The 12,306-nt window shown below is 69.6% G+C and carries 12 protein-coding genes; all 12 read left to right on the top strand.

All coding sequences use genetic code 11. The annotated features are described in order from the left end of the window. The first annotated feature begins 8 nt into the window (after positions 1 to 8). Positions 9 to 746: a bifunctional 1-(5-phosphoribosyl)-5-((5-phosphoribosylamino)methylideneamino)imidazole-4-carboxamide isomerase/phosphoribosylanthranilate isomerase PriA gene (gene priA / locus G555_RS0108460; RefSeq protein ID WP_028708555.1), complete on the top strand. Its 738-nt coding sequence runs from the start codon at positions 9 to 11 to the stop codon at positions 744 to 746. 65 nt (positions 747 to 811) lie between these two features. Next, positions 812 to 1,579, top strand: coding sequence for a YebC/PmpR family DNA-binding transcriptional regulator (locus G555_RS0108455; RefSeq protein WP_028708554.1), 768 nt, complete (start codon positions 812 to 814; stop codon positions 1,577 to 1,579). An 89-nt stretch (positions 1,580 to 1,668) separates the two neighbouring features. Then, entirely contained in the window at positions 1,669 to 2,589 is a 921-nt protein-coding gene (locus G555_RS0108450; protein ID WP_028708553.1) for an AEC family transporter, read from the top strand. 111 nt (positions 2,590 to 2,700) lie between these two features. Next, positions 2,701 to 3,225, top strand: coding sequence for a crossover junction endodeoxyribonuclease RuvC (gene ruvC, locus G555_RS0108445; protein ID WP_028708552.1), 525 nt, complete (start codon positions 2,701 to 2,703; stop codon positions 3,223 to 3,225). Then, positions 3,222 to 3,824, top strand: coding sequence for a Holliday junction branch migration protein RuvA (ruvA, locus tag G555_RS0108440; RefSeq protein ID WP_028708551.1), 603 nt, complete (start codon positions 3,222 to 3,224; stop codon positions 3,822 to 3,824). Before ruvC ends, ruvA begins: the two co-directional genes overlap by 4 nt. Position 3,825: 1 nt before the next feature. Then, positions 3,826 to 4,860 (top strand): Holliday junction branch migration DNA helicase RuvB, encoded by a 1,035-nt coding sequence (gene ruvB, locus G555_RS0108435; RefSeq protein ID WP_028708550.1) that lies wholly within the window; start codon positions 3,826 to 3,828, stop codon positions 4,858 to 4,860. Positions 4,861 to 4,950: 90 nt separating this feature from the next. After that, positions 4,951 to 5,406: a preprotein translocase subunit YajC gene (gene yajC / locus G555_RS18755; protein WP_051208584.1), complete on the top strand. Its 456-nt coding sequence runs from the start codon at positions 4,951 to 4,953 to the stop codon at positions 5,404 to 5,406. A gap of 100 nt (positions 5,407 to 5,506) precedes the next feature. Continuing rightward, a complete protein-coding gene (gene secD, locus G555_RS0108425) occupies positions 5,507 to 7,108 on the top strand; it encodes a protein translocase subunit SecD (RefSeq protein WP_051208706.1) in 1,602 nt (533 codons plus the stop codon). 47 nt (positions 7,109 to 7,155) lie between these two features. Beyond that, positions 7,156 to 8,295 (top strand): protein translocase subunit SecF, encoded by a 1,140-nt coding sequence (secF, locus tag G555_RS0108420; RefSeq protein ID WP_084635120.1) that lies wholly within the window; start codon positions 7,156 to 7,158, stop codon positions 8,293 to 8,295. Positions 8,296 to 8,299: 4 nt separating this feature from the next. Next, a complete protein-coding gene (locus G555_RS0108415) occupies positions 8,300 to 8,830 on the top strand; it encodes an adenine phosphoribosyltransferase (RefSeq protein WP_028708547.1) in 531 nt (176 codons plus the stop codon). Further along, on the top strand, positions 8,830 to 9,921 hold the full coding sequence (locus G555_RS0108410; RefSeq protein WP_028708546.1) for a potassium channel family protein: 1,092 nt from the start codon (positions 8,830 to 8,832) through the stop codon (positions 9,919 to 9,921). The genes G555_RS0108415 and G555_RS0108410 overlap by 1 nt, the downstream gene beginning before the upstream one ends. Before the next feature lie 99 nt (positions 9,922 to 10,020). After that, positions 10,021 to 12,276 (top strand): RelA/SpoT family protein, encoded by a 2,256-nt coding sequence (locus G555_RS0108405; protein ID WP_342662671.1) that lies wholly within the window; start codon positions 10,021 to 10,023, stop codon positions 12,274 to 12,276. Positions 12,277 to 12,306 lie beyond the last annotated feature (30 nt).

Raw genomic sequence — 12,306 nt, 5'->3', positions numbered from 1 at the left:
TTCGGGTCGTGAACGACACCTCTGCGCCCCTGGTCCTGCTTCCGGCCGTCGATGTGAAGGACGGCCGCGCCGTCCAGTTGCGCCAAGGCGTGGACGGTTCGGAGAGGGTCTTCGGCGATCCGCGGGACGCCGCGCGGAGGTGGGCGGAGGCGGGCGCGTCCTGGATCCACCTGGTCGATCTCGACGCCGCCTTCGGCCGCGGCTCCAACGCGGAGGTCATCGCGGAGGTGGTGGCCGAGGCGAAGGTGTCGGTCGAGCTGTCGGGCGGCATCCGCGACGACGCCGGCCTGGAGCGCGCCCTCGCGACGGGCTGCCGCCGGGTCAACATCGGAACCGCGGCGCTCGAGCGGCCGCAGTGGTGCGCCGAGGTGATCGCGGCGCACGGCGACCGGATCGCGATCGGGCTCGATGTGCGCGGAACCCGGCTTGCGGCCCGGGGATGGACGCAGGAGGGCGGCGAGCTGTACGAGACGCTGGCGCGGCTCGAAGAGGCGGGCTGCGCGCGGTACGTCGTCACGGACGTGGCCTCCGACGGCATGCTGAGCGGCCCCAACACGAGCCTGCTCGCCGACGTGTGCGCGCGGACCGACGCCGCGGTCGTGGCCAGCGGGGGCATCTCCAGCCTGGACGACCTGCGGGCGCTGCGCGCCCTCGTCCCCGCCGGTGTCGAGGGCGCGATCATCGGCACCGCCCTGTACGTCGGCAACTTCACGCTGCCCGAGGCGCTCGCCGTCGCCGAGGGGTGAGCCTGTGGCGCGTCCTCCGGTAAGCTGAGGAGTCGATCACAGTCGAACGATCACGGGGACGATGCATGAGCGGTCATTCCAAGTGGGCCACCACCAAGCACAAGAAGGCAGCCATCGATGCGAAGCGCGGCAAGCTGTTCGCCAAGCTGATCAAGAACATCGAGGTCGCCGCGCGCACCGGTGGCGGTGACCCCGGCGGGAACCCGACCCTCTACGACGCGATCCAGAAGGCACGCAAATCGTCGGTGCCGCTGGACAACATCGAGCGCGCCGTCAAGCGCGGATCGGGCGCCGAGTCCGGCGGTTCGGACTATCAGACGATCATGTACGAGGCCTACGGCCCCGCGGGCGTCGCGATCCTCATCGAGTGCCTCACCGACAACCGCAACCGGTCGGCGTCCGACGTGCGCGTCGCAGTGACCCGCAACGGCGGCACGCTGGCCGATGTCGGGTCGGTGCAGCGCATCTTCTCCCGCAAGGGCGTCGTCACCGTTCCGACGGAGCAGTCGGCGGGCGCGCTGACCGAGGACGACCTGCTGGAGGCCACGCTCGAGGCGGGGCCCGAGGAGATCACCGACCACGGCGAGAGCTTCGAGGTGCTGACCGAGCCCAACGACCTGGTCGCGGTGCGGCAGGCCGTCCAAGACGCCGGCTACGACTACGACTCGGCCGACGTGGCGTTCGTGCCGTCGTACACGCAGGCGCTGACGACGGTGGACGAGGCGCAGAAGCTGTTCCGGATCATCGACGCGCTCGAGGACTGCGACGACGTCCAGGAGGTCTACAGCAACGAGGACGTCCCCGACGAGATCGGGGCGCAGCTCGACGACTGAGTCACCGGCACGGCCCGGAAGCGGCGGGTCGCGGTCCGCACCGCGGCCCGCTGTCGTGTCCACGACGCCGACGTCGGTAGCGTGCGGCCATGCTTGAGATCGTCGCGCGGGCGCTGTCGCTGATCGCGATCGTCGCCATCGGGCTCGGGATCAAGCGACTGGGGTGGGCGACCACGGCCGATTTCGGGCTGCTGTCGCGGATCGTGCTGGGCGTCACGCTGCCGTGCGCGCTGTTCACGAGCTTCAACGACTATCACCTCGAGTACGCGCTGCTGGGCCTCACGGTGCTCGCCCTGGCGATCAACATCGGCCAGCAGGCCATCGGGTACCTGCTGGCGGCGCGGCGCGGGCGGGATGCGCAGGCGTTCGCCGTCTTCAACTCCGGCAGCTACAACATCGGTGCGTTCGCGACCCCGTACCTCGGCGGTTTCATGGGTCCGCACGCGATGATCTACTCCACCCTGTTCGACTTCGGGACGGCCTTCGCCTCGGCCGGGGTGGCGTACGCGTGGGGCATGTCGCTGGCGCGCGGCCCGGGCCGCCACGGAGGCCGGGGGCTCCTGCGCACACTCGCGACGTCGCCGGTGTTCGTGACCTATCTCGTGCTGCTGCTCATGCGGCTGCTCGATCTGCGGCTGCCGGATCAGGTCATCACGTTCACCTCCGTCGTGGGCGCCGCGAACCCGTTCCTGGCGATGCTCATGATCGGTGTCGGGCTGGAGGTGAGGCTGCCCCGCGAGAAGTACGGCGCCGCGGCGCGGCTGCTGGCCGTGCGGTATGCGTTCTCGCTCGTCGCGGCGGTCGCCTGCTGGTATCTCCTGCCGGTCCCGGGCGAGGCACGGCTGGTCGTCGTCATGCTGCTGTTCGCCCCGATCGCCGCGATGATGCCGATCTTCACGGCCCGGGCGGGGCTGGACGTGGAGCTGGCGACCTTCATGAACTCCGTCAGCATGCTCGTCGGCATCGTCGCCCTTCCGTCCATCTACCTCGCTCTGCATCAGATGGTCTGACGGCGTGGACGGGGCGCCGTGCGCGAAGCGGGTCCGCCCGGCGTGGAGAGCGGACAGCCTCGCGCGGCGCGGCCTATGATCCGAACAACTGTTCGTTTGGGAGGGGCTGACATGCGCATCCTCGGGGTCGACCCGGGCCTGACGCGGTGCGGGCTGGGGGCCGTCGCCGGCGAACTCGGACGTCCCCCGGTGCTGCTCGGCGTGGGTGTGATCCGCACCCCGGCGACCGCGGAGGTCCCGCAGCGTCTCGTGGCGCTGGAGGCCGGTCTGGAGGAGTGGCTGACCGAGTACCGCCCCGATGTGGTCGCGATCGAGCGCGTCTTCGCGCAGCACAACCTCAACACGGTGGCGGGAACCGCGCAGGCCGCCGGCGTCGCGATGCTCGTCGCCGCCCGCCGCGGGGTGCGGGTCGCGACGCACACCCCGAGCGAGGTGAAGGCGGCGATCACCGGCTCCGGACGCGCCGACAAGGCGCAGGTCGGGACCATGGTGGCCCGCGTCCTGCGACTCGCCGAGGTGCCGAAGCCCGCGGATGCCGCCGACGCATTGGCGCTCGCGATCTGCCATCTCTGGCGCGGCGCCGCGACGGATCGTATCGCCGCAGCCGTCGCCGCGGCCAAGGAGAGGACCGCATGATCTCGCAGCTCGCCGGCACCGTGGTCGATCTCGGCGTGAACTGGCTCGTCGTATCGGTCGGGGGACTGGGGCTGAAGGCATGGTGCCCGCCGCAGACGGTGATGGCGACCCGGCGCGGCTCGGAGACGGTGCTGGAGACGTCGCTCATCGTGCGCCAGGACGCGCTCACCCTCTACGGGTTCGCGGCGGTCGCCGAGCGGGACGCGTTCGAGTTGCTGCTGTCGGTGAGCGGGGTCGGTCCCAAGCTCGCCCTCGCCGTGATCTCGGTGATGAATGCCGACGAGCTCGCGGTCGCGGTCACCGGCGGCGACACGGGTGCCCTGACGAAGGTGCCGGGGATCGGCCCGAAGGCGGCGCAGCGGCTCATGCTCGAGTTGAAGGACAAGGTGCCGTCCCTGCTCGCGGCCGGCGGTGCGGCGCAGCCGGCGGGTGCCGCGGACGAGCTGTGGCGTGAGCAGGTGCGCGACGGCCTCGTCGGGCTGGGCTGGTCGGTGAAGGAGGCCGAGGCCGCCTGCGAGGCGGTGGCCGCCGACGCCGCCGAGGGGGCGTCGCTGGCGGTCCTGATGCGGGCGGCGCTGCAACGGCTGGCGAAGAAGTGACATGGACGTCGACCTCGTAGATCCGCATCCCGCGCCGGGCGAGTCGGCCGCCGAGGCGGCACTCCGGCCGACGACGCTCGCGGAGTTCCACGGCCAGCGCCGGGTCGCCGACCAGTTGGACCTCGTGCTCCACGCGGCGCGCCGGCGAGGCTCGGTGCCCGACCACGTCCTGCTGTCGGGCCCGCCCGGGCTCGGCAAGACGACGCTCGCGATGATCATCGCCGCCGAGATGGGTGTCCCGCTGCGGGTGTCGTCCGGGCCGGCCATTCAGCACGCGGGGGACCTGGCGGCGATCCTGTCCGGGCTGACCGAGGGAGAGGTCTTCTTCCTCGACGAGATCCATCGCATGTCCCGCCCCGCCGAGGAGATGCTCTACCTGGCGATGGAGGACTTCCGGGTCGACGTCGTCGTCGGAAAGGGTCCCGGCGCGACGGCGATCCCGCTGGAGATCCCGCCGTTCACGCTCGTCGGCGCGACCACCCGGGCGGGGCTGTTGCCCGGCCCGTTGCGCGACCGGTTCGGCTTCACCGGTCAGCTCGACTTCTACGAGGCCCCCGATCTGGAGACGATCCTGCGGCGATCCGCGGCGCTTCTGCAGGTCACACTCGCCGACGGTGCCGCCGACCTCATCGCCTCCCGGTCTCGCGGCACCCCCCGGATCGCGAACCGGCTGCTGCGACGGGTCCGCGACTACGCCGAGGTGAAGGCCGACGGCGTCGTGACCGCCTCGCTCGCCGCGGCGGCGCTCGACCTGTACGAGATCGATCCGCTGGGGCTGGACCGGCTCGACCGGGGCGTCCTGGAGGCGATCTGCGGCAAGTTCGGCGGTGGTCCCGTCGGCCTGTCCACGCTCGCGATCAGCGTGGGCGAGGAGATGGAGACGGTCGCCGAGGTGGCCGAGCCGTTCCTCGTCCGGCTCGGTTTCCTCATGCGCACCCCGCGCGGCCGGGTCGCGACGGCCGCCGCCTGGGAGCATCTCGGCCTGACGCCGCCGGCCGGAGCGACACAGTACGGGCTGTTCGACCCCGCTGATTAGTGTCGGGTCTGAGATACGCGGGTTGTCCGGCTAGTCTTGTCCTCTGGTGGGCCGGGACCGGTCCGCATCGACCGTCTACCTGGGATTCTCATGGATCAGTTCACGATGACCATCCTCATGCTCGCGGTGCTGGGCGTGGTGTTCTACTTCTTCCTGCTCCGTCCGCAGCAGAAGCGGATGAAGGAGCAGCAGCAGAAGATGAGCAGCATCGACGTCGGGACGCGGGTCATGCTGACCAGCGGCATCTTCGGCACGGTCCGCCACCGTGGCGAGAAGCAGCTCATCCTCGAAGTGGCGCCCGGCCTGGAGATCACGGTTGTGAAGCAGGCCATCATGAAGATCGTCGACCCCTCCGAAGAGGAGTTCGAGTACGAGGACGAGTCCGCCTCGGAGGCCGCGATCCCCGTTGCGGAGGATCAGGTGAGCGCGCCCACGAACGAAGAGATCGCCGCCTTCTTCGAGAAGGAGGCATCGGCCGAGAGCGGCGGTGACGAGGAGGGTCCGGCCGCCGACGCGCCCGGGCCCGACGACGCGCAGAGCAAGTGAGGCACCCCCGATAGTGGCTACCTCCAAGACACGAACGCACGGCCATCCTGTCCGTACCCTCGTCATCTTCCTCACCCTCACGGCCGCAGCCTTCGTGGTGATGGCCGCAACGGGTGCCTGGGCGCCGAAGCTCGGTCTCGACCTGCGCGGCGGGACGACCATCACGCTGACGGCCTCCAGCGACAACGGCACCGTCGACGCGGACCGGCTCGAACGTGCGCGGTCGATCATCCAGCAGCGCGTCGACAGCCTCGGTGTGGGCGAGTCCGAGGTGACGACGAGCGGCGACAGGCAGATCGTCGTGTCCGTCCCGAACGTCGAGCAGGAGCAGCTCATCGAGCTCGTCGGGCAGACCGCGCGGCTGACCTTCCGCGCGGTGTACCAGGTGGAATCGGTCACGCCGGTCGCGACGGCCTCCCCGACTGCGGCGTCCACCACGGCGACGTCCGAGACGAGCGCGTCCTCCACACAGGCCGCCGCGACCGCGTCGGCCTCGCCGAGCGCCCGCCGGCCGCTGCCGGCGCTGCCGACGGCTCCGCCGAGCACCCTCACCCCGCGTCCCACCGCGGCGGCCTCGCCGGCGGCCTCGGTCGATACGCTGCTCGCGTACACGCCGAGCTCTCAGGACTCCGACGAGTTCTCCGAGTTCAACTGCGGCGAGGAGTCTCCGACGCCCGATGTGACGGATCAGCCGCTCATCACCTGCAGCAAGGCCGGCACGGAGAAGTTCCTCCTCGGTCCTGTGCTCCTGGAGGGGACGCAGCTCACGAGCGCACAGGCCGGTGTGCCGCAGAACAGCCTCAACTGGGTCGTGAACCTGCAGTTCAACAGCGCGGGCGCGACCGACTTCGAGACCGTCACGGGGGAGCTGGCGACCCGCACCTCTCCCGAGAACTCGTTCGCGATCGTCCTCGACGGGGAGGTCATCAGCTATCCGAGTGTCAGTTCGTCCATCGCCGGAGGCGGGGCGGAGATCAGCGGCAGCTTCACCCAGCAGACGGCGACAGAGCTCGCCAACGTGCTGAAGTACGGTGCCCTGCCGCTGTCGTTCGAGGTGTCCTCGGTCGACACGGTGTCGCCGACGCTGGGCGGCGACCAGTTGCGCGCCGGCATCATCGCAGGCCTCATCGGCCTGGGACTGGTCGTGATCTTCGCGGTGACCTACTACCGCGGCCTCGCGATCGTCGTCGTGGCATCCCTCGCCCTCGCCGGGGTGCAGACCTGGGCACTGATGGCGCTGCTGGGGCAGTCGGTCGGGTTCGCTCTGAACCTGCCCGGCGTGGCCGGTGCGATCGTCGCGATCGGCGTCACAGCCGACTCGTTCATCATCTACTTCGAACGAATACGCGACGAGGTGCGCGAGGGCAGACCCCTGACGTCGGCCATCGAGACCGGCTGGATCCGCTCCCGCCACACGATCCTGGTCGCCGACGGGGTGTCGCTGCTGTCGGCCGTCGTCCTGTTCTTCCTCGCCGTGGGCAGCGTCAAGGGCTTCGCGTTCACGCTCGGGCTGACGACGCTGCTGGACATCCTCATCGTGTTCTTCTTCACCAAACCCCTGGTCTCCGTCCTGGGGCGTACGAAGTTCTTCGGCGGCGGGCACCCGATGTCCGGCTTCGGCGCCGAGCACATGGGCGTGTCCCTCGAGTCCCTCCTCGGGCGTCGGCGCACCGGGGTTCGCAGGAAGGCGGCGACATCGTGACCCCCAAGAAGGAAACCGGCCCTCTCGACGAGCTCGGCTCCACCCCGGTGGAGCCGGTCACCCAGGAGCGCTCGGCGACGGCGTCTCCCGCCGGGGCGAAAGCGGAGGAGCAGCGCAAGACGAGCCTGGCCCACAAGCTCTACACGGGTGCGCTGTCCTACGACTTCATCGGCCATCGTCGCTTGTGGTACTCGGTGTCGGCGGTCGTGCTCCTCATCTGCGTCGTCGCCTTCGCCGTTCGCGGCCTGAACCTGAGCATCGAGTTCCGGGGCGGCGCCGAGTTCACCGTGGCGACGCAGGCCACCGACGAGGCGGTCGCCAAGGTGCAGGACGCCGTGATCGGCCTCGACCTGCCCGACATGGCCGACGTCCCGGTGCAGAAGATCGGCGACGGCTCGATCCGCGTGCAGACCCGCAGCCTGGAGGTCGATGAGATCTCCCAGGTGAAGACGGCCATCGGCGATGCCGTGGGCGTCGACGGCAACGAGGTCGCCTACAGCCTCGTCGGCGCGAGTTGGGGCCAGCAGATCACGAACCAGGGGATCATCGCGCTGGTGGTGTTCCTCGCGCTGGTGTCGCTGCTCATCTGGATCTACTTCCGCGAGGCGAAGATGGCCATCTCGGCGCTGGTCGCGCTCGTGCACGACCTCGTCGTCACCATCGGCGTGTTCGCGATCGCGGGGTTCGCCTTCACCCCGGCGTCGCTCATCGGCATGCTGACGATCCTCGGGTATTCGCTGTACGACACGGTGGTGGTGTTCGACAAGGTCAGGGAGAACACGGCCGACCTGAAGAACACCAACCGGACGTACTCGGAGGCGGCCAACAACGCCGTCAACCAGGTGCTCGTGCGGTCGGTCAACACGACGATCATCGGCGTGCTGCCGGTCGCCGCGCTGCTGGTCACGGGTGTGTTCGTCCTCGGCACCGGGCCGCTGAAGGATGTCGGGCTGGTGCTGTTCGTGGGCATGCTCGCCGGCGCGTACTCGTCCATCTTCATCGCGACGCCGCTGCTGGCCCAGCTCAAGGAACGTGAGCCGGAGATGGTGGCGCAGCGCAACCGCGTCCGACGGCGTGCCGACCGCGAGGCCGCGCGCGTCGCCGTGACGATGACGACGACCGAGGCGATCGCGTCGCCCACGGCCGTGCCCGTGCGCGACAAGCGCGGGCCGGCGAAGAAGGGGTAGCGCCGTGTCGGACGGGGGCGTCATCGCGGGCCTCATCAGGGACGTGCCCGATTTTCCCGAGCCGGGCGTCGTGTTCAAGGACATCACGCCGCTGCTGCGCGACCCCGCGGGCTTCGGCGCGGCGGTCGGCGCGCTGGCGGCGTCGGCCCCGGACGGCATCGACGTTGTGATGGGCATGGAGGCACGGGGATTCATCTTCGCTGCCCCCGTCGCCCTGGCGCTGGGCGCCGGGTTCGTCCCGGTGCGCAAACCCGGCAAGCTTCCCGGGGCGACGCTGAGCGAGTCGTTCGCTCTCGAGTACGGCGAGGCGACGCTGACCGTTCACGAGGATGCGGTGGGCCCCGGGGCGCGGGTGATGATCGTCGACGACGTGCTCGCCACCGGCGGGACGATCGGCGCGACGGCCCTGCTGTGCCGACGCCTCGGCGCGGAGCTCGTGCACGTGGCGGTGCTGATGGAGCTGGGTTTCCTCGGGGGGCGGACGTACCTCGAGTCGCTCGGCGTCGCGGATCTCTCGGCGGTGGTGACGGTCTGATGGCGACGCCGACCGGCTGGGGGTACCAGACGCTCGTGCGATTGCCCGAGCGATCCCGCACGCCGCTGGGCGAGCTCGCGCGGCGAGGTCTGCTCGCGCTGGGGCTGCTGCTGGTGAGCACGCTGATCGTCTACCTCGATCGCGGCAGCTATTCCGACAACGTCGCGCACGACGGGGTGTCCTTCATCGACGCCCTGTACTACTCGACGGTCACCGTGACGACGACGGGCTACGGCGACATCACCCCGGTCGCTCCCCATGCGCGTCTGATCAACGCGCTCATCGTCACCCCGCTGCGCATCTCGTTCCTGGTGCTGTTGGTCGGCACCACGCTCGAGGTGCTGGCCAATCAGGGCCGCCGTGCCCTGCTCGACACCAGGTGGAGGAAACGGATGAGAGGCCACACCGTCGTGATGGGCTACGGCACGACGGGCCGTAGCGCCGTCGCGACTCTGCGCCGCCATGAGCGGCTGCCCGAGAAGATCGTCGTGCTCGACAGCAACCCGCGGGCCGTGGCCGAGGCGAACCGGGACGGCTACGCCGCCTTCGAGGGGGACGTCTCGTCCCGCACGCTGCTGCGGCGCGCCGAGATCTCGAAGGCCCGCGAGGTCATCATCGCCCTCGGCCGCGACGACACGGCCATCCTCACGACGCTCACGGTGCGCCAGCTCAATCCTGGGGCGCACATGACGGTGTCGGTGCGAGAGAGCGCCAACGTCGCGCTGGTGAGGCAGTCCGGTGCCGACTCGGTCATCACGTCCGCCGATGCCGTCGGCCGGCTCGTCGGCATCTCGTCGGTGAACCCGCATCTCGGCGCGGTGATCGAGGACCTCCTGTCGAGCGCCGAGGGGCTGGAGGTCGCCCAGCGGCTCATCACGGCCGCGGAGGTCGGCCTCGGGCCGGCCGACATCACCGGCGAACGGGTGCTCGGCGTCGTCCGCCATCAGTCGCTACGGCCGTTCTACGATCCGACGGTCGCGAAGCTCGACGTCGGCGACGAACTCGTCGTCGTGCGCAAGTCGACCGCGGCCGGGGCCCCGCATCGGCCTCGTCCGCCGCGGAACGAGGAGACCGGTCTGCCCTATCTCTGATCGGTGTTATCGTGCCCGCGAGAGGGCGGGCTACGATGGAACACCCAGCAGGTCCCCGCCCGTGAAGGAGGGATGGTGGAGGAGGCAGCCGCCGAGAACATGCCCGGAACCATCACTCCGATCGTGACGGAGGCTCCGCGGCTGCGCGTCCGGCACGCCCTTGCCCGCCTGGGGGCCCCTCGCGCGCAACCTCCCGCCGTGCTCGACCCGCTGCTGACCATCCTCAAGGAGCACAACCCGAAGGCCGATGTCGCGCTGATCGAGCGCGCCTATCGCACCGCCGACCACTACCACCAGGGCCAGACACGCAAGTCGGGCGCGGCGTACATCACGCATCCGCTGGCGGTGGCGACGATCCTGGCCGAGCTCGGGATGACCGACCCGACGATCTGCGCGGCGCTGCTGCACGACACGGTCGAGGACACCTCCTACACCATGGAGCAGCTCACCGCCGACTTCGGGCAGGAGGTCGCCGACATGGTCGACGGCGTCACGAAGCTCGACAAGGTGCAGTACGGCGAGACCGCGAAGGCCGAGACCATCCGCAAGATGGTGATGGCGATGAGCAAGGACATCCGCGTGCTCGTCATCAAGCTCGCCGATCGGCTGCACAACCTGCGGACGATTCACTTCCTGCGCCAGGACAAGCAGAATCGCATCGCGAAGGACACGCTGGAGATCTTCGCGCCGCTCGCCCATCGCCTCGGCATGAACGCCCTCAAGTGGGAGTTGGAGGACCTGTCGTTCGCCACGCTGGAGCCGAAGGTGTACGACGAGATCGTGCGTCTGGTCGCCGCGGAGGCACCGCGCCGCGACGAGTACATCACCGGCGTCACCGAACTGGTGAAGAACGACCTCGAACGGGCCAAGATCAAGGCCATAGTGGTCGGGAGGCCGAAGCACTACTACTCGATCTATCAGAAGATGATCGTGCGCGGCCGCGAGTTCGCCGAGATCTACGACCTCGTGGGGCTGCGCATCCTCGTGGACTCCCAGAAGGACTGCTATGCGGCCCTCGGCGTCCTGCACGAGCGGTGGAGTCCGTTGCCGGGGCGCATCAAGGACTACATCGCGATGCCGAAGTTCAACCTCTACCAGTCCCTGCACACGACGGTGCTGGGCCCGGGCGGCAAGCCGGTAGAGTTCCAGATCCGTACGCATGAGATGCACCGCCGGGCCGAGTACGGCGTCGCCGCGCACTGGAAGTACAAGGAGATGCAGCGCGACGTCGGCGACTTCAACTGGGTCAAGCAGATCACCCAGTGGGGCCGTGAGACCGAGGATCCGAGCGAGTTCCTCGACTCGCTGCGATTCGAGATCAACTCCACCGAGGTGTACGTGTTCACCCCGAAGGGTGACATCCACGGGCTGGTGCAGGGGGCGACGCCGGTCGACTTCGCGTATGCCGTCCACACCGAGGTCGGGCACCGATGTATCGGGGCGCGGGTCAATGGCCGGCTGGTGCCGCTCCAGTCGACGTTGTCGAGCGGGGACGTCGTCGAGATCCTGACGTCCAAGTCGCCTACCGCGGGCCCGAGCCGCGACTGGCTCCACTTCGTGAAGAGCCCGCGTGCGCGTGCGAAGATCCGCCAGTTCTTCACCCGCGAGCGCCGCGAGGAGTCCATCGAGGCCGGCAAGGAACTGCTCGGCAAGCAGTTGCGACGCGCCGGGGTGTCGGCCCAGAAGCAGGTGACGCACGAGTTGCTCACCGAACTGGCCGACTACTTCCGGCTGGCCGATGTCAACGCCCTGTACGCGGCGGTCGGCGAGGGGACGGTCAGCGCCCAGGCGGCCGTGCAGCGGCTGGTGACGATCATCGGCGGTCCCGAGGAGGCCGCCGACGACTCGATGGAGGACGAGTCGATCCTCGTCCATCACGGACGGCCGGCGAGCCGCGGCCGCAACGAGAGCGGTGTCGTGGTCGAGGGCGACGCGGCGGTGTATGTCAAGCTCGCGAAGTGCTGCACGCCCGTGTTCGGGGACGAGATCATCGGCTTCGTCACCCGCGGCGAAGGGGTGTCGGTGCACCGGCGCGACTGTACGAATGCCGCGCACCTGCTGTCGACGCCGGAACGGATCGTGCAGGTGGCGTGGGGCAAGCCGTCGGTCGAGACGTCCTACCTCGTGGCCGTGCAGGTGGACGGGCTCGACCGCACCGGTCTGCTGAGCGATGTCACGCGCGTGCTGTCCGACCAGCACCTCAACATCCTGTCCGCCGCGATGAACGCGACGAAGGACAGAGTGTTCCGCGTCCGCCTCACGTTCGAGACGCCCGATCCGACCCATCTGGAGCACGTGCTGACGTCGATCCGACGGGTCTCCGGCGTCTACGACGTCTACCGCATCAAGCAGTAGCGCGGACCGCCGGCCGCGGCGGGGCGTAGA

Origin of the sequence: Propionicicella superfundia DSM 22317 (assembly GCF_000423465.1) — a bacterium.
Classification (GTDB): domain Bacteria; phylum Actinomycetota; class Actinomycetes; order Propionibacteriales; family Propionibacteriaceae; genus Propionicicella; species Propionicicella superfundia.
Note: the sequence above shows the minus strand (reverse complement) of the source record. Positions and strands in the feature narration are given on the sequence as shown.